Origin of the sequence: Kribbella sp. NPDC051718 (assembly GCF_040681515.1) — a bacterium.
Lineage (GTDB): Bacteria > Actinomycetota > Actinomycetes > Propionibacteriales > Kribbellaceae > Kribbella.
In genome coordinates this window covers 279,780-296,052 of sequence record NZ_JBFAYZ010000007.1, presented here as the reverse complement: position 1 = coordinate 296,052, position 16,273 = coordinate 279,780, and the positions used below count along the sequence as shown (strand labels likewise).

Here is a 16,273-nt window from a genome sequence, read left to right as displayed (position 1 = left end):
CAGATAGTAGAGCATGAGGCCACCGAGGTGTCAGCGGTTGAGGAGATCGGCGTCCTGGAGTTGTTGCCAGATCTCGGACTGGTCGACGACGGTGACGCCGAGCTTCTCGGCCTTGGTGAGTTTGGCGGCGCCGACGTCTGCGCCGGTGATGAGAAAGTCGGTGGTCGCGGAGACCGACGAGGCGATGGTGGCGCCGGCCTTTTCGCAGAGGCGCTGGAAGGCGGGGCGGGGGACCTTTTCGCCGGAGCGGGGGTCGCTGATCGAGCCGGTGACGACCACTGTCTTGCCGGCCAGCGGGGCGCCTGCAGCGACAACAGGTGGGAGGTCTTCTTCGCGGACGTCGAGGGAGACACCGGCGGCCCGGAGACGCTCGAGTTCGGGGCGGAGCCGGGCTAGGTGCTCGATCAGGGAGGCGGCGACCTTCGGGCCGATGTCCTCTACTGCGACCAGGCCGTCCACGCCGGCGTCGGCGACTTCCTCCAGGGAGCCGAATCCGGCTCGGCACATCCTGGTCGCAGTGCCTTCGGAGGCCATCGGGATGGCGAGGCCGATCAGGGCGCGGCGGAGGCCGACCTGGCGGCTGGCGTCGATCGATTCGATCATCCGGGCGGCCGATACCTCGCCGATCCGGTCGAACTCGAGCAGGCCTTCCTTGGTCAGGTGGTAGAAGTCCGAGGGGTGTTCGAGGATGCCGGCCTCGGCCAGTCTCTCGATCCAGACCCCACCGATCGCGTCGATGTCGGCGGCTGCCCGCGACGCCCAGTGGATCAGGCGGCGTACGGTCTGGGCCGGGCAGGCGACGTTGGTGCAGAAGAGTTCGCGGCTGTTGCCCTGCTCGGTCAGCGGCTGCTCGCAGGACGGGCAGACCGACGGGGGCACGATGTCGCGCTCGGCGCCGGTGCGCTTGGAGGCATCGAGTACGCCGGCGACGAAGGGGATGACGTCGCCCGCGCGGCGCACCAGGACGGTGTCGCCGATCTTGATGCCGCGGGCGCGGATCACCTCCTGGTTGGCCAGCGTCGCCCGGGTGACCGTCGTCCCGCCGACGAAGACCGGCTCCAGCCAGGCGACCGGCGCGATCTTGCCGGTTTTGCCGACGTCCCAGACGACGTCGGCCAGGATGGTGGTCTTCTCCTCGGCGGCGAACTTGAACGCCAGGGCACCCCGGGGTGAGCTCGACCGGGTGCCGGCGGCGGCGAAGGCGTCGCGGTCGGCCAGGCGTAGTACGGCGCCGTCGAGGTCGTAGTCGAGGTCGTTGCGCTGCTGCTCGATCGTGGTGATGACCGCTTGCGCTGCGGCCGCGTCATCGCAGTGCCGCATCTCGGCGACGGTGAACCCGAGCGTCTGCAGCGCGCGCTCCAGGTCGGCGTCGGTGTCGTCGGCGTCGCTGAGCAGGTCGAAGGCGAGGAACTGCAGGCGCCGCTCCGCGACCGTGGCCGGGTCCTTGGCGCGCAAGGTGCCCGCGGCGGCGTTCCGCGGGTTGATCAGCGGCTTGTCCTGGTGGGCGGCGTTGTAGGCGGCGAAGGTCGACCGCAACATGACCGCCTCACCCCGCACCTCGATCCGGCCCGGTACTTCGAGCCGCTCCGGAACCCCATCAGCCAACGCCCGCACAAGCGGCGTCACGTCATCGCCGGTCGTCCCGTCACCACGGGTGATCGCCCGCGCCAGCCGCCCGTCCTCGTAGACGAGCGCCAGCGACAACCCGTCCAGCTTCGGCATCACCACGACCGACTGTCCCGGGAACCGGCTGAAGAACGCCTCCACCTGCTCAGGCCGCGTCGCCTTCTCCAGCGACAGCATCGGCCGCGAGTGCCGGATCGGCGCATGCAGCACCGCGGGCGCCCCGACCTGCTCCAGCGGATTCGGATCCGGCGCCAGCTCCGGATTCGCCTCGATCAGCGACCGCAGCTCGTCCTCGATCGCGTCGTAGTCGGCGTCGGCCACCTCCGGAGACCCCCGGTAATAGGCGTCCCGCAGCACGACGATCCGGTCGGCCAGCTCCTGAATCCGCTCCCCTTTGTCCACGAGCCGGAACACTACCGGCGGCCGGGGACAAAACGCGCGATCCGGTGCTGATCCCGCGGCGGCCGTCGGTCCCCGGGTGGACGCCGGATCGTTGCCTACGACCACGGGATGACGGTCGGTGGCGACACCGGCCTGATGGAGTGAGGAGCCGGTTTCCCTAAGTTTTGAAGCATGTTGACGGCAGAGCGTGGGCGGGTCGCTTGGGCGGACGTTGCCAAGGGCATGTGTATTCTGCTGGTCGTGCTCTGGCACGTCCTGATGAAGCACTACCTGCAGATCGACTGGCACATCAGTGGCCAGGTGCGGGGGTTGTGGGGGACGCTCGGTGAGCAGTTGCTTCCGCTCCGGATGCCCTTGTTCTTCGCGGTGTCCGGCTTCTTCGCGGTCCGCGCGGTCCAGCGCCCGTGGCCGGTGGTCCTTCGCACCAGGGTGGCGAAGTTCTACTACCTCTACGTCGTCTGGCTGGTGATCCACACCGTCGTGCTGGCCTTCGTACCGGACTTCGGCACCGAGCGGGCGGACGGTCCACTGAAGTTCCTGGCCCAGTTGACGATCACGCCGTCGAACCTCTGGTACCTCTACGCCCTCGCCCTGTACTTCGTGATCGCGAAAGCAGCGCGCCGAGTGCCGGCGTGGGCGGTCCTCGCCCCGGCGTTCCTCTTGTCAGCGGCAGCGTCGGCCGGCCTGCTCGCCGTACCGGGTGACCGGGCCGGCGTCTACCAGAACCTGGTCTTCTTCCTGGCCGGTCTCTACGGCAAGAGCCTGATCGAGGACCTGGCCGCCCGGGCGAGCTGGCGACGACTGCTGCTGGTCGGAGCGCCGTACGCCGTACTGCTGGCCGTCATCGCCGCCTTCGACGCGAAGACCTGGTTCGGTCTCTGGCCGGTGGTGAGCGGGGTAGCGATCGTCCTGGGGGTCACGGCGGCCGGGCTGGTGACTCGCTGGGAGGGCCTGTCCAACGGGCTGGCCAGCATCGGTAGCCGGACGCTGCCGATCTACGTCATGCACATGCCGTTGCTGGCGCTGACCCATGCGGTGCTGATCGGCCCGCTGTCGTCGGCCGGCCCGACAGCTCAGTGGATCGTGGCGATCTTCGAGCCGGTCGTACTGACCGCCTTCCTCGCCTGGCTCTGTCTTTTCCTCTACCGCTACCTGCCCAAGGCGCTCTTCGAACTGCCGTCGGCTCCGCGCGCGGTACGGACCGTGACACGCAGTAGCGCGGCGCACTGACGGCCGGCGTCAACCAGAATTGGAGAATGCTGCCGGACGTAGCGCACTACGATCGGTCGGCCGCGGCGCAGCTCCTGGCCCGGGTGCTCGCCGACGTCGACTTGCAGCCGGATCTTCCGGCTTCGCCGTACCGGGTCGAACCGGAGCTGACACCGCTGACGCCGGCGCCTGGCAGCCACCTGACGCGGGCGCAGTTGAGTTATCTCGAGGACGGGATGCGGCCTTGTCGGCCGGAGTTGGTGACGAGCGCGAGTCATGGGGTGATGTGGCACGACAGCGATGGCGTACTGAACGTCGGTCACTGCGGTCCGGGTGGATTCGGTCCGATCGTGGCGATCGCTGCCCGGGAGACAGTGCTGGTACTTCGGAGAGCTCTGGCCAAGGCCACGGTGGAAGAACTCGATGCCGACGAGCTGGCCGTGATGGCGGCGACCACGACGGATCGCGATCCCGTGGAGATCTTCAGCGTCGGGTTGGAGACGACTGCTCGCGCGCTGGTGCAGCATGCGTATCTGGCCGAGCGGACGTCGTACCGGAGTCCGGGGGAGTTCGCCCGTGGGCTGCGGGACTCGGGGTTGTTCGCGGTGGTGGCGAACACGTGGTTCTGGGGGTTGCAGTCGTCGACGTTCCGGCGCGGCATGATCCCGGTCGCGCTGGCCGAGGGGACTCTTCGCTACACGGCGGAGACGACCAGGATGCTGCGCGCGATGAAGGACGCGACCATTGCTGCGCCCGATCCTGAGGATGCCGGTCTGCTGCGGCAGTACGGGTCGCTGACCGAGCAGCCGCGGTGTCTCGCGAACATGCCGGCGACCGTCGAGGCTCGTCGGGTCACGCTGCTTCCTCGTGTCGTCGACATCTTCGTGGAGACGTTCGTCCGGGCGGTCGATTCGGTCCAGAACAACAGTGAGCAGGAGGTCGCGATGAGCAGTCCTGTCGACGAGGTGTTCGAAGTACCGGACATGACGTGTTCGCACTGCACGAGCACGGTCACCAAGGTCCTGCAGAGCAACGGGGTGACGGTGTCGGAGATCGATCTGGACACCAAGAAGGTGGTCGCGGCGTTCCCGTCGGCCGACGTCCGGGACCGCTGCTTCGACGCGATCCGGGACCGCGGCTACACCGTGATCCCGCCGGTGCCATCCTGAAACGCACCGAAAGTTCGGGGGAGAGCGGTAAAAGTTCGGGGTGGTCAACCGCTCGACGCGGTCACACACTGGAGTCGGTCACGGACTGTGACCGAGGTGTGGCGCAAAGGGGTGGGCGGGTGGCCAGTGAGTTTCAGCGGCGCAAGGTGGCCGGGGTCTTCGAGGCGATGGACGCCGATCGGAACGGCTTTCTCGAGGAGTCCGATTTCGAGGAGCTGACCGAGCGGTGGGTCGGGATCCGCGACTGGCAGCCGGGGACCGCGGAGTACGAGCGGATGCGGGCGATCATGATGGGCTGGTGGTCGGCGATCTCGACGCTGTCCGACGCCGACCGCGACGACCGGGTGTCGCTCGACGAGCTGATGACGGTGGTCGACCAGCTGCCGGCGATGGACGACGCGGTGTACGGGACGGCGGACGCGATGTTCGACGCGATCGACCAGAACGGCGACGACCGGATCGCGCTGGCCGAGCACAAGCAGGTCGTGTACGCCTGGAAGGGCTCCGCCGACGGCATCGAGGAGGTCTTCCCGCAGCTCGACACCGACGGCGACGGCCACCTCTCGCGGACCGAGTTCCGCGAGCTGTGGTCGGGCTTCTGGCGCGGCGACGACCCGAAGTCGCCCTCTCAGTGGGTGTTCGGGCCTTATTGAGGCCGGCTTAGCCGGAGGAGTTCTGCCCGGGCGTGGGTTACGCGGGGAGTCTCGGCGCCGCGCGCTGTGGCGATCTCCTTGGCCAGGTCGTTGGTGGCCTCGATCAGGTGGTTGGCCCGGCGCCGGCTGTGCAGGTGTTTGCGGTATCGCCGGCGGTCCTTGCGGAGGCCGCTGACGGCGTCGAGCAGTGGTGGGTCGATGGTGCCGGCCTCGGCTTCGGGGGCGAGCAGTGCCCGGATCCAGGCGCGTTCCTGGCGGGCCGCGTGGCGGAGTACCCAGAAGAGGAAGGTCAGTTCGACGATCGCGATCACGAACGGGAGGATCGCTGCCCAGACGCCCCCGCCGCTGAGGCCGGTCATGTCGTCCCAGGCGAAGTGGAAGAGCATCGCCGTCAGCATGGTGAGGACGCCGCGCAGGCGGTTGCGTTCGCCGGGCGTCCGGCCGAGCAGCCACATCAGTCCGGCGCAGAAGATCGCGCTGAACAGGGCGTGGGACACGATTCCGGCGGCGCCACGGACTGCGAAGACCCGCAGCGACGAGCCGAACTGGTCGACGCCGAACAGCTGGGTGGCGCCGTTGTAGACGTAGAGGACGTCCTCGAAGACCTGGAAGCCGAGGCCGATGAAGGCGCCGATGATGAAGCCGTCGTAGGCGCTGCGGACCAGGCGTGGCGCCAGGCCGATGAGCAGCACCAGGCCGAGCGCCTTGCCCCACTCCTCGTTGATCGGCGCCGTCAGCCCGGCGCCCCAGTCGGCGGCGAACGAGGTACCGCCGACCTTGGCCCAGATCGCCTGCAACGCCGTGTTGGCCGGCAGCGCGATCCAGAAGGTCGCGGCGATACCGCCCCAGACGAAGCCGGTCAGCAGCAGTCCGGCGGGTTGGGCGGTGAAGCGGTTGTGATGGCGCAGGAGCAGCAGCCACGGTACGAGGTACAGACCGAACAGGACGACGCCTCCGGCCAGCGCCGGGGCGTAGAACGGTGCGCCCGCTCCGAAGTACCGGAGCATCGTCAGGAGGCCGCCACCCACACCGAGCAGATACACCCAGAAGGCCAGGTTGTGCGGCTGGAGGAATGGGTACGGCCGGCCCCAGCCGGATTGCTCGATCGCGTCGAGCTGCGCGGCGCGCTCCTGCGGTACGGCGGTCATCGCGCGACCCCCGGCTTGATGCTGCGCAACAAGGCGCTGACCTCGTTCTGGTACTGCTCCAGCTGCCCCGCCGCCGTCCGGATCCGGACCAGCAGCGCGGGAGCCGAGTCGACGGCCTGGCTGTCACCGACGGCCATCTTGAACGCGACGTCGATCCCGTCACCTGTCGGCCCGGTCCGGGTCTGCACCACACCGACCAGGCCCGCGTCGGTCGTCAGGGTGCCCTGGCCGGACGGGACCTGCGGCGAATCATCGCCTTGCGAGCGCCGGACCTGTTGGAGGAAGGCGGTCGCGCTGCCGTCGTAGGTCGTACCGATCAGCTCGATCCGCGCGCCGCCGGAGACCAGGAGCACCTGAAGATTCGTCGCGCTCGCCCCGGCGCCGCCGGTCAGCGTGCCGCTCTCGAGTTGCCACCCGACGGGCGGGACCGCGGTCGCGCCTCCACCCAGATCGAGCACCTGCCCGGACTCGATGGCGTTGCGCCACGGAATCGCCGCGTTGAGCCCCTGCAGGCCGTAGATCAGCACCAGCGCCACGCCGAGCACGATCAATGCAGGCTTGAAGGTCCGCCGGTCGAGCCCGAACCACCGATGCTCGACTGGCACCCAGTCTCGCAGTGACTGCTCCGTACTGGCCGTCATCGCAGCTCCGTTCGTCCATCCGGCGCGGTCTGGGCGTAACAGACACCGTATTCGGTCCGCGCCGGTCCGGGGCTGGGGTTGGGTTTGGTGTCGTGGGGTACGGATGGGTGGGTGCTGGTAGCGGAGCGATACAGACTTGGTACTTCCCTCGGGCGTGGCGGGATGGGGGAGGTGTTCCGTGCTGTCGACGAGCAGTTGGGGCGGCCGGTCGCGGTCAAGCTGATGCTGCCGTCGGATCGCGATCCGAGCGCGGTGGAGCGCTTTCATCGGGAAGCCCGGGCGGCCGCTCAGCTCAACGATCCGCATGTGGTCGCCGTGTACGACTTCGGCCAGCACGGCAACGAGTTCTTCCTGGTGATGGAGCTGGTCGAGGGGCGGACGGTGGCGGGCGAGCTCGCCGAGCACGGACCGTTGCCGAAGGACCGCGCGATCGGCATCGTCGAGCAGGCTGCGCTGGGGCTGGCCGCGGCGCATCGCGAGGGAGTGGTGCATCGCGACATCAAGCCGGGAAACCTGCTGCTGACGCCTGATGGAACGGTGAAGGTCGCGGACTTCGGGATCGCGCATCGTGCCGATGAAGCGACCGCCTTGACCGCCACCGGGCAGCTGATCGGCAGCGCGCTCTACCTGGCACCGGAGCGGGCGCGCGGTGGACAGGCCGGCAAGCCGTCGGACGTGTATTCGCTCGGCTGTGTTCTCTATCAGTTGCTCACCGGCCAGCCGCCCTTCGCGGGCGAGCACCCGGCCGCGATTCTCTACCAGCACGTGGACGCCGAACCGGCGCTGCCGAGCGCGACCCGCCCCGAGCTCGCGGGCGCCTTCGAGGCCGCGCTGTTCCGGATGCTCGCCAAGGAGCCCGCCGAGCGCCCGACCGCCGAGGAGATCGCAGCCGGCTCGCTCCGGACGCCGGGCCTTGCGACCGCGGCGATGGTCGCGCCAGCGGTCGCACCGACGGTTCGTGCTACGCCTGTCGTCCCGGTCGAGACGACGCCGCTTGTTCCTGTTGCACCGACGCCGCCACCGCCCGCGGGTTGGCAGCCGCGACAGAAGGCTTTGCTGGCCGGTGTGATCGCGCTTGTCGCCGCCGCGGCCGCAGTACTGGCCGTGGTCCTGCTCGACAACAACGATCCCCGGCTGCCGGAGACGAACAACGTCGGACCCGGCCCAGGGGTCACCTCCGGTACGCCGAACGCGCCCGCCAACCCGTCGAGCTCCGGCCCGGAGCAAGCCGGCACCACGACCCGGCCGACCCAAAGCACCTCGCCCAAGCCATCGCAGACGCCCTCCAGCCAGAACACCCCCACACCGACGACATCGTCAGGTACGCCGGCGACAACCGCGCCGTCGCAGACCCCCACCTCGACCAAGCCGCCGACGAGCACCGCACCCACCACGCCGGCCACCTCCGCGCCGACGACCGCTCCCTCGAGCACGCCGCCACCCGAGAATCCCTCGACGCCTCCACCGTCGTCGGCCACCACGCCTGCCGGGGGATAAACACCGAAGGCACCCATCCGGCCGCAGGACAGCCCCGAATGTCCCTCGACTGCAGTTGTGATCCAGATCACAACACATGCGACTGATTCGCATGTGGAGGCAGGAGAAGAGGGAAGGGACAGTCATGAGTGACGCAACACGTCGCGGCTTTCTGGTCTTCGCGGGGGCGGGGACGGCAGCCGCGGTCGGCGCGGTCGCGGCGCCGAGGATCTTCGGCGACCAGTCCGCCGACGCCGCGCCCCAGCTGGAGGCAGCGGACCTGGCGAACGCGGAATCGTTCGTCGTCCACGTCAAGGACGTGAAGAAGGGCGAGCTGACGATCCTGGTCGGCGAGCGCGAGGTATCGATCATCGATCGCGAGCTGGCCACCCGGCTGGCCGGCGTGACCACGGCCTGAGGAGCGGGACATGTCTTCCCATCGCGAAGCTCCGGAGATCTCCAAGGACCCGGTCGCCGACAACACCGACGTCTACGCGTTCGTCAGCCCGGACAAGCCGGACACGGTCACCCTGATCGCCAACTTCATCCCGTTCCAGAACCCGTTCGGCGGCCCGAACTTCTACGAGTTCGGCGACGACGTGCTCTACCAGATCCACATCTCCAACTCCGGTACCGGCAAGGCGGACATCAGCTACCAGTTCCGCTTCCACGCCGAGATCCGGAACAAGAAGACGTTCCTGTACAACACCGGCCCGATCACCTCGATCAAGGACAAGACGTGGAACCGGCCGCAGTACTACTCGGTCACCCGGGTCGAGCACGGCAAGTCGCGGATCCTGGCGCGCGACCTGGCCGCGCCGCCGGTGAACGTGGGCGTTCGTAGTACGCCGAACTACGCCAAGCTCGCGGGCGAGGCGATCCACACGATCGGCAAGAACCGCAAGGTGTTCGCCGGCCAGCGTGCCGACGGATTCTTCGCGGACCTCGGTTCGATCTTCGACCTCGGTACGCTGCGCCCGTTCCAGGCGGCGCACCTGATCCCGTCCGCTGCCGCGGTCGGCGTCAACGGCCTGCAGGGCTCGAACGTGCACACCATCGCGTTGCAGGTGCCGATCTCGGACCTGACGCGCGACGGCAAGAAGCCGACGGATGTGATGTCGGCGAAGTCGGTCATCGGCGTCTACGCGACCGCGAGTCGCCAGCAGTCCAAGATCTTCGACGAGCTGCTCGGGATCTCGCACTGGCACGGTCCGCACAAGCAGGTCTCGCGGCTGGGCAACCCGTTGTTCAACGAGGTCATCGTGCCGATGGCCGAGAAGGACAAGTGGAACAGCCGGCCGCCGTCGGAGGACAAGAAGTACGCCCAGTACGTGACCAAGCCGGAGCTGGCCGGGCTGCTGCCGGTGCTGTATCCGGGCGTGTTCCCGAACCTGGCGGCGTACAAGAAGCCGCGCGCTGATCTGGCGGCGATCCTGCTGACCGGGATCCCGAAGGGCGTAGTACCGGGGTTCCAGAACTACACCGGGCCGGTGCAGGCGGACATGTTGCGGCTGAACGTGGCCGTACCGCCGTCGAAGTCGCCGAATCCGCTCGGGCTGGTGGCCGGTGACGCGGCCGGTTTCCCGAACGGGCGCAGGGTTTTCGACGACGTCGTAACCGTGGAGATCCGGGCGGTCGCCGGGTTGACGATTCCGCTGGTCGATCCGTCGTTCACGCCGGACGGGGCCGCGTCGGCGGTCAAGGACGGCACGTCCAACACCAACTCCGACTACCTCAAGGTGTTCCCGTACCTCGGTACGCCAGGTGGCGGCTACCAGAGCAAGCCGGGCGTACCGGCCGCGTCATGAGCAACGCGGAGGAGAATCCCCATGCAGGAAAGGGTTCTTCGGTCCTGCTCGACATCGGTGACGGCGTCGGCGCGATCGTACTGACGATGCCGGCCGCCCTCGACGACGCCGAGATCGAACGCCGCCCGCTCGGCTGGACGGCTGAGAACGGCCGCAGTCATGAGCATGGCGCTGGACACGGCCATGGGCACGGCCACGGTCATGGAGCCGGCTTTCCGCATGTGGCCGTTGTCCCGCGGCCATCTCCGGACGGCGAGCTGGTCTACTCCGCGGTCTTCTTCGACGTCCCCGAAGGCAGCTACGAGCTGTACCTGCTACCCGACGGCCCCGTGCAACTGGCGGTCGAAGTGACCGGCGGGCACGTCACCGAGGCGGACTGGCTGGGTTGAGACGAACACCGCACCGCAGGACCGTCGGGATGGGACAGGGGCCCACCCCGGCGGTTCGGTGCGAGCGGCCCCCGCAGGCGATACCGTCTGACCACAAGCACGCTATGGGCTGGGGGAGCGGATGGGTGCTAAGACGTTGGTTGCCGGTGTCGCAGCCGGAGCTTTGGTCGTGGGTGCAGGGGTCTGGTACCTCGGGCTCCGCCACGACGGCGGTCCACTCAGCGGCAACATGCTCGGAGACGCGGTCTGCCTGAGCGTCGGTGAGACCACCGACGCCACCATCGGCCTGCTGCCGCTGAAGAACACCGGGTCCGACCCGGTCACGATCACCGCCGTCTCGATCATCGGTCCGGACGGTGTCGAGAACGACGGGGCCCTGCTGGTGCCGGAGGGCGCGAACTCGTCGAGCGGCAGCAAGACCGGCTGGGCTTTCGGCAACGGTCCTTTCGACGGCGAGAACGGCGCGCCCACCCTCGCGGTCGGCGCCCAGCTCGAGAGGTCGGCCGGTGCGAAGCTGGTCGTTCACGTTCATCGCCCGGACCCGCTCGCTGAGGCACGCCTGACCGGCATCCGGATCGAGTACCGCTCGGGGATGCGTCACTTCGCCCGCGAGATGGGCCCGCGCCACACGCTCCGCCCCGGCCGCTGCTTCTAACCCGGCGGCAGAGACCGGATCCGAGCCTCGTGAATACTCCGCAGCCAATCGGCAAAACCCCTGAGATCCTTGACATGATCCCGGGTCACCTCGATCTGGCGAAGCCTTTGCCGCGCCTGGATCCGTACCGACGGCGGCACGAGATAACGCGCCACGGGTGAGGTCGGCCGCAGAGTGATCTCCTGGATGTCGTCCCAACCCATCCGGTGATCCCCGAGCGTGACGCCCTCCGGGCCGATGGTCAGCCTGGATCGGCCGGTGAAGATCCCGTAGTACAGGCGCACCACACCGAGCCCGTAGACGGCCAGCCCCGCCGCGCAGATATGGAAGGCGAACCGCAGATACCCGGTCAACGGCTCGTCGCCACTGGCGACCAACACGTAACCGAACCAGCCGCCGAACAGCGCGGTCCCGGTCAGGCACAAGACCTGACGAGCGCGCCGGACCGGGATCTCGAGTGTCTCGACGCTCGCCAACGGGCGGGTCCAGTCGTGCCTCTGTACGTGGTTGATGGGTCCATATCAACCACGGACAGAGGCGTCAGCGCAAGACAGCTGCAGGTTGTTGCAGGCTCAGCCGACGGATGGGCCGAGGCCCAGGGACTGCGGAGTGCTGGAGTCGGGGGAGGGTTGGTGGAGGCCTTCGTCGAGGGGGCCGAACTCGGTCATCAGGGCGGCGCTGCCGCCCCAGGCGGTTTGTTCTTCGGCGATCATGGCGTTGGTGGTGAGCAGGAGGCCGGCCACCGAGGCGCCGTTCTGCAGGGCTGATCTGGCGACCCGGAGTGGATCGACGATGCCCATCTCGAGCATGTTGCCGTAGCGGCCTTCGAGGGCGTCGAAGCCGTCGTCGGTGCCCAGCTGGGTGATCCGTTCCAGCACTTCTTCGCCGTTGTAGCCGGCGTTCGTGGCGATCAGGTACGCCGGTTCGCGCAGCGCCCGCCGGACGATGTCCACGCCGATCGCGTAGTCGTCCTTCACCTCGAGATCGTCGAGCGCCGACGCGGCGTGCAGGATCGCCACCCCGCCACCGGCCACGATCCCCTCGGCCATCGCCGCCCGGGTCGCCGACAACGCGTCCTCGACCCGGTGCTGGAGCTCCTTCAGCTCGGCCGGTGTCGGCGCTCCGACCGAGATCACCCCGACCTTGCCCGACAACGAGCCGATCCGCTCGGTCAGTACGTCCTCGTCGACCCCGAAGGTCGCCCGCCCCAGCTCGGCGCGCAACTGGGCCAGCCGGAACTCGACATCCTTCTCATGCCCTGGTGATGCGACGATCGCCGTCCGCTCGGCGGTGACCCGGACCTGGTCGGCCCGGCCGAGCTGGTCGATGGTCATCGTCTCCAGGCCGAAGCCCGAGTGCTTGCTGAGCACCGCGCCACCGGTGATGGCAGCGATGTCCTCCAGCTTGTGCAGCCGCCGGTCGCCGAACCCGGGCGCCCGCACCCCGACGCACTGGAAGTGCCCGTTGATGTGGTTGTGCACCAGCATGCTGAGCGCCGTGCCTTCGAGGTTCTCGGCGATGATCACCAGCGGCTTCGGGTCGCGCATCACCTTCTCGAGCAGCGGCATCAGCTCCTGCACCTTGGTGATCTTCTCGCTGCAGAGCAGGATGTACGGATCGTCGACGACCGCCTGGAGGCTGCCCGGATCGGTCACCATGTACGGCGACAGATACCCGTTGTCGAACTCGAACCCCTCGACGAAGTCCACCCGGATCCCGTGCTCGGCCGACTCCTCGACGGTCACGATGCCGCCGTCGCCGACCGAGTGCAGCGCCTTCGCGATCACCGCCCCGACCGTGTTGTCGTCGTTGGCCGAGATTGCCGCCACCCGGGCGAAGTCCAGTTCGGTGGCGACCGGGTAGGCCACCTGGCGCAGTCGTTCGACCAGCCGGGCGACCGCGAGGTCGATGCCCCGTTTGATCAGCACCGGGTTGCCGCCGGAACCGATCGCGGCCATCCCCTCCCGGACGATCGCGTGCGCGATCACCGTCGCGGTGGTGGTGCCGTCACCGACGATGTCGTTGGTCTTGATCGCGGCTTCCTTGACCAGCTGGGCACCCATGTTCTCGAACTGGTCCTTGAGGTGGATCTCGCGGGCGATCGTGACGCCGTCGTTGGTGACGACGGGAGAGCCGGTGATCTTCTCCAGCACCACGTTGCGCCCCTTCGGGCCGAGCGTCGAGCTGACTGCCTCCGACAGTTGCTCGACCCCTCTCAGCATCAGTTCACGCGCCTGTGCACCGAATCGCAGTTCCTTGGCCATCGTTCCCTCCTCAGTACGTGCCCGGTCCGGGCGAACGGTGTAGTAGGTGCGTCAGGGGACGAGGATCGCGCGGCCGCGCACCCGGCCGGCGTCCAGATCGGCGACCGCGTCGGCGGCGGCGTCCAGGGGGTAGGCCCTGGTGTGCAGGGTGACCTTGCCGGCCTGTGCGAGCGCCATCAGCTCAGCGAGCTCGTTGTAGGTGCCCACGATGTTGCCGACGATGTTGCGCTCGGTGGAGATGATGTCCAGGGTCGGGATCTGTACCTGGCCGCCGTAGCCGATGACGTAGTACGACCCGGCCGGCCTGGTCATCGCGAAACCGTCCTGCTCGGCGCCTTGTTCGGCGACGAAGTCCAGTACGACGTGCGCACCCGCGCCACCGGTCAGCTCCTGGACCGCTTGTATCTGGTTGCCGTCAGCAACGACCGTGTGGTCGGCGCCGAGCTGCTCGGCAAGTTGGAGCGCCTCGGGGTTGCGGTCCACCACGATGATGTTGGTGGCGGTCAGCGCCGACAGGCACTGGATGCCGATGTGGCCGAGCCCGCCGGCCCCGATCAGCACGGCGGTCGTCCCCGGGTACAGCAGGGGAATCGCCTTGCGCACCGCGTGGTACGCCGTGATGCCCGCGTCAGCGAGTGCCGCGACATCCTTGGGTTGAGTGGAGGGATCGAGCTTCACACACGCCCGCGCGGAGGTCAGCAGGTACTCCGCCATGCCGCCGTCGCTGTCGAGCCCGGGGAAGGTGCTGTTCTCGCAGTGCATGTCGTCGCCGGCCCGGCAGGCGTGGCACAGGCCGCAGGTCGGCGTCGGGTGCAGGATCACCGTGTCGCCGACCTGGACGTTGGTGACGGCGGAGCCGATCTCGTGCACCCAGCCGGCGTTCTCGTGGCCGATCGTGTAGGGCAGGGTGGGTTGCATCGCGTCGGCCCACTGGCCTTCGATGATGTGCAGGTCGGTGCGGCACACGCCGGCGCCGCCGATCTTGATGATCACGTCCAGCGGGCCGTTGATCTTCGGCTCGGGAACGTCCTCGACCACTGGTTGCTGGTGGTACCCGTGCAGCCGGACTGCTTTCATCCTTGTCCCTCCTCCGATTCCCCGGCTCCGGCCCCGGCGTACCGGTGCCGCAGCATTCCCCTACAGATGCCGGTGTTGGCCTCGATCCCGGTCTGGGTGAGCCGGGCCAGGCCCAGGTACTTCGGTGCGCCGGCCGCGGCGATCGGCGTGCCGGTGCCCGGATCGACGAGCAGGGGCGCTCCGTCGTCCGAGCGCAGACCGAGCTCGGCCCGCCGGCGCCGCAGCCGGTCGAGGTCGGCCGACGGCGGTACGTCGCCCAGCGTCAGCCGGGTCAGCTCCGCCGGATCGGAGCCTGCGGCAACCAACGGCCGGCAGACCTGATCGGTGCCGGCCAGCATCGCCTTCGACACGAAGGTCCGGCGCAGGTCGTCCAGTTCGGCGGCCGCCTCGCCGTCGAAGGCCGCGACGAACCCGGCCCGCGCAGCCACGCCCGCATTGATCTGGTCGGCCGCGAAATGATCCTCCAGCGTCACGTCGACGCTGCGCACCTCGGGCAGCGCGGCCAGTACGTCGTATGCGTCGGCGACCATCAGGAAGGCGAAGTTCGGCGCGCAGAAATAGGTCGGCAGCCGGAGTCTGACGACGACGTCACCGGCTGCCGACACATGACAGGACGAGACGAACCCGAGCGTGGTGATCGGCTCGTCCAGCTCCGGATCGCGGACAAGGTCCAGGGCGCTCAGCACCCTGGACCTCTCAGCTGTTGCCGTCATTACCGGGTGACCAGCTTCGCGTCGTCCTGCGCCGCGGGAGTGGCCTCCTTGAGCTGCAGCTCGTCCGGCACCTTGATGTCGTAGAGCTTCGCCGCGTTCAGCCCGAGGATCTTCTTCTTGCCCTCGACCCCGAGCCTGGGATAGTCGGCGAACTCCGCCAGGTCCGGGAACTCCCAGTCGACGAAGCCCTCGATCTGCCACTTCGGTTCCCAGATGCCGTAGTCGCTGCCGAACGTCATCTTGTCCTCGCCGACCCAGAACAGCAGCTCGCCCATCACCTTCGCGAAGAAGTGCGGCCGGGCGGCCATCAGGCCACCGATCACGACCGACAGCCCGGCGTACACGTTGGGCTCCTGGGTCGCCATGAAGCAGAAGTCCTCGATCCGCGGCAGCCCGACGTGCTCGACGATGAAGTTGAGCCCGGGGAAGTCGGTCGCGGCGTGATCGACGTCCGAGACGTCGAACGCGTCCTTGTCCAGCGGCCAGATGGTGGGGCCCTTGTGGACGTGGATGTTCTTGATCCCCAACTCCTGCGCCTTCTCCAGGTACCGGTACGCCGCCGGGTCGGTCAGCTTGTAGCCCCGCGACCCGTTGTTCCACTCGGCGGTGTAGAGCTTGACGCCCTTCGAGCCGTACCGGTCGACGTTCGCCTTCAGCTCGTCCAGCCCGTTGTCCCCGTCGCGCGGGTCGAACCGGGTGTTCAGGACGAACATGCCGGGATGCTTCTCACCCAGGCCGGCGTTCTTCTCGGTGGTGTTGAACCCTTCCTTGTACCACTCCTTCAGGTACGTCGGCTGGAAGACCGCGACGTCCACGTAGCCGTCCTCGAAGACGTCCTTCATCAGGTCGTCCTCGGTGTAGCTCATGAACTTCTCGATCGGCCAGTGGGTCTCCTTGGGTGCCAGGCTCTGGTACGCGTGGAAGCACTCGATCCAGCCCTTCGCGTACTGCTCGGCACCCGGCACCCAGTTGTCCGGCCCCGCGTTCCAGTAGTGCATGTGGCTGTCGACCACGAAGTACTTCTCGCCATCCTTCTGATACAC

At 68.2% G+C, this 16,273-nt stretch carries 16 protein-coding genes; 8 read left to right on the top strand and 8 right to left on the bottom strand.

What is annotated here, in order from left to right:
* Nucleotides 1-30: 30 nt before the first annotated feature.
* Nucleotides 31-2,028, bottom strand: a complete 1,998-nt coding sequence (gene ligA, locus AB0M15_RS26750) for an NAD-dependent DNA ligase LigA (RefSeq protein WP_363824185.1) — start codon at nucleotides 2,026-2,028, stop codon at nucleotides 31-33.
* A gap of 171 nt (nucleotides 2,029-2,199) precedes the next feature.
* On the opposite strand from ligA, the gene AB0M15_RS26745 reads away from it, so the two are divergent.
* From AB0M15_RS26745 to AB0M15_RS26735, 3 genes are all read left to right on the top strand, one after another.
* The gene (locus AB0M15_RS26745) at nucleotides 2,200-3,258 is read left to right on the top strand and encodes an acyltransferase family protein (RefSeq protein WP_363824184.1); all 1,059 of its coding nucleotides are present in this window, start codon (nucleotides 2,200-2,202) and stop codon (nucleotides 3,256-3,258) included.
* 26 nt (nucleotides 3,259-3,284) lie between these two features.
* Nucleotides 3,285-4,406, top strand: a complete 1,122-nt coding sequence (locus AB0M15_RS26740; RefSeq protein WP_363824183.1) for a heavy-metal-associated domain-containing protein — start codon at nucleotides 3,285-3,287, stop codon at nucleotides 4,404-4,406.
* 119 nt (nucleotides 4,407-4,525) lie between these two features.
* On the top strand, nucleotides 4,526-5,059 hold the full coding sequence (locus AB0M15_RS26735) for an EF-hand domain-containing protein (RefSeq protein ID WP_363824182.1): 534 nt from the start codon (nucleotides 4,526-4,528) through the stop codon (nucleotides 5,057-5,059).
* On the opposite strand, the gene AB0M15_RS26730 is transcribed toward AB0M15_RS26735, so the two are convergent.
* Together AB0M15_RS26730 and AB0M15_RS26725 are read right to left on the bottom strand one after the other, a co-directional pair.
* On the bottom strand, nucleotides 5,053-6,207 hold the full coding sequence (locus AB0M15_RS26730) for a PrsW family intramembrane metalloprotease (protein WP_363824181.1): 1,155 nt from the start codon (nucleotides 6,205-6,207) through the stop codon (nucleotides 5,053-5,055). The two genes, AB0M15_RS26735 and AB0M15_RS26730, sit on opposite strands and share 7 nt — an antisense overlap.
* Nucleotides 6,204-6,848, bottom strand: coding sequence for a hypothetical protein (locus AB0M15_RS26725; RefSeq protein ID WP_363824180.1), 645 nt, complete (start codon nucleotides 6,846-6,848; stop codon nucleotides 6,204-6,206). The genes AB0M15_RS26730 and AB0M15_RS26725 overlap by 4 nt, the downstream gene beginning before the upstream one ends.
* 87 nt (nucleotides 6,849-6,935) lie before the next feature.
* Here AB0M15_RS26725 and AB0M15_RS26720 point away from each other — a divergent pair, with 87 nt between their 5' ends.
* The 5 genes from AB0M15_RS26720 to AB0M15_RS26700 all read left to right on the top strand — a co-directional run bounded on the left by AB0M15_RS26720 (nucleotide 6,936) and on the right by AB0M15_RS26700 (nucleotide 11,176).
* A complete protein-coding gene (locus tag AB0M15_RS26720) occupies nucleotides 6,936-8,345 on the top strand; it encodes a protein kinase (RefSeq protein WP_363824179.1) in 1,410 nt (469 codons plus the stop codon).
* Between the two features lie 124 nt (nucleotides 8,346-8,469).
* Nucleotides 8,470-8,742: a twin-arginine translocation signal domain-containing protein gene (locus AB0M15_RS26715; RefSeq protein ID WP_363824178.1), complete on the top strand. Its 273-nt coding sequence runs from the start codon at nucleotides 8,470-8,472 to the stop codon at nucleotides 8,740-8,742.
* A gap of 10 nt (nucleotides 8,743-8,752) precedes the next feature.
* A complete protein-coding gene (locus tag AB0M15_RS26710; RefSeq protein ID WP_363824177.1) occupies nucleotides 8,753-10,132 on the top strand; it encodes a DUF4331 domain-containing protein in 1,380 nt (459 codons plus the stop codon).
* Nucleotides 10,129-10,521 (top strand): hypothetical protein, encoded by a 393-nt coding sequence (locus AB0M15_RS26705; RefSeq protein ID WP_363824176.1) that lies wholly within the window; start codon nucleotides 10,129-10,131, stop codon nucleotides 10,519-10,521. The genes AB0M15_RS26710 and AB0M15_RS26705 overlap by 4 nt, the downstream gene beginning before the upstream one ends.
* 121 nt (nucleotides 10,522-10,642) lie before the next feature.
* Entirely contained in the window at nucleotides 10,643-11,176 is a 534-nt protein-coding gene (locus tag AB0M15_RS26700) for a hypothetical protein (protein ID WP_363824175.1), read from the top strand.
* Here AB0M15_RS26700 and AB0M15_RS26695 read toward each other — a convergent pair.
* From AB0M15_RS26695 to AB0M15_RS26675, 5 genes are all read right to left on the bottom strand, one after another.
* Nucleotides 11,173-11,652, bottom strand: coding sequence for a hypothetical protein (locus AB0M15_RS26695; protein WP_363824174.1), 480 nt, complete (start codon nucleotides 11,650-11,652; stop codon nucleotides 11,173-11,175). The genes AB0M15_RS26700 and AB0M15_RS26695 overlap by 4 nt on opposite strands.
* 96 nt (nucleotides 11,653-11,748) lie before the next feature.
* Entirely contained in the window at nucleotides 11,749-13,440 is a 1,692-nt protein-coding gene (groL, locus tag AB0M15_RS26690) for a chaperonin GroEL (RefSeq protein WP_363824173.1), read from the bottom strand.
* Nucleotides 13,441-13,491: 51 nt separating this feature from the next.
* Complete coding sequence (locus tag AB0M15_RS26685; protein WP_363824172.1) at nucleotides 13,492-14,517, bottom strand: NAD(P)-dependent alcohol dehydrogenase; 1,026 nt, start codon at nucleotides 14,515-14,517, stop codon at nucleotides 13,492-13,494.
* Nucleotides 14,514-15,230: an iron-sulfur cluster assembly protein gene (locus AB0M15_RS26680; protein WP_363824171.1), complete on the bottom strand. Its 717-nt coding sequence runs from the start codon at nucleotides 15,228-15,230 to the stop codon at nucleotides 14,514-14,516. The genes AB0M15_RS26685 and AB0M15_RS26680 overlap by 4 nt, the downstream gene beginning before the upstream one ends.
* Nucleotides 15,230-16,273 carry an amidohydrolase family protein gene (locus AB0M15_RS26675; protein WP_363824170.1) on the bottom strand — a complete coding sequence of 348 codons (1,044 nt, stop codon included), beginning with the start codon at nucleotides 16,271-16,273 and terminating at the stop codon, nucleotides 15,230-15,232. The genes AB0M15_RS26680 and AB0M15_RS26675 overlap by 1 nt, the downstream gene beginning before the upstream one ends.

Bases quoted from the DNA above. Each gene is read 5' to 3' on its own strand.
- AB0M15_RS26745 (WP_363824184.1), top strand. From the start codon at position 2,200: ATGTTGACGGCAGAGCGTGGGCGGGTCGCTTGGGCGGACGTTGCCAAG.
- AB0M15_RS26740 (WP_363824183.1), top strand. From the start codon at position 3,285: ATGCTGCCGGACGTAGCGCACTACGATCGGTCGGCCGCGGCGCAGCTC.
- AB0M15_RS26730 (WP_363824181.1), bottom strand. From the start codon at position 6,207: ATGACCGCCGTACCGCAGGAGCGCGCCGCGCAGCTCGACGCGATCGAG.
- AB0M15_RS26725 (WP_363824180.1), bottom strand. From the start codon at position 6,848: ATGACGGCCAGTACGGAGCAGTCACTGCGAGACTGGGTGCCAGTCGAG.
- AB0M15_RS26715 (WP_363824178.1), top strand. From the start codon at position 8,470: ATGAGTGACGCAACACGTCGCGGCTTTCTGGTCTTCGCGGGGGCGGGG.
- AB0M15_RS26710 (WP_363824177.1), top strand. From the start codon at position 8,753: ATGTCTTCCCATCGCGAAGCTCCGGAGATCTCCAAGGACCCGGTCGCC.
- AB0M15_RS26705 (WP_363824176.1), top strand. From the start codon at position 10,129: ATGAGCAACGCGGAGGAGAATCCCCATGCAGGAAAGGGTTCTTCGGTC.
- AB0M15_RS26700 (WP_363824175.1), top strand. From the start codon at position 10,643: ATGGGTGCTAAGACGTTGGTTGCCGGTGTCGCAGCCGGAGCTTTGGTC.
- groL (WP_363824173.1), bottom strand. From the start codon at position 13,440: ATGGCCAAGGAACTGCGATTCGGTGCACAGGCGCGTGAACTGATGCTG.
- AB0M15_RS26685 (WP_363824172.1), bottom strand. From the start codon at position 14,517: ATGAAAGCAGTCCGGCTGCACGGGTACCACCAGCAACCAGTGGTCGAG.
- AB0M15_RS26680 (WP_363824171.1), bottom strand. From the start codon at position 15,230: ATGACGGCAACAGCTGAGAGGTCCAGGGTGCTGAGCGCCCTGGACCTT.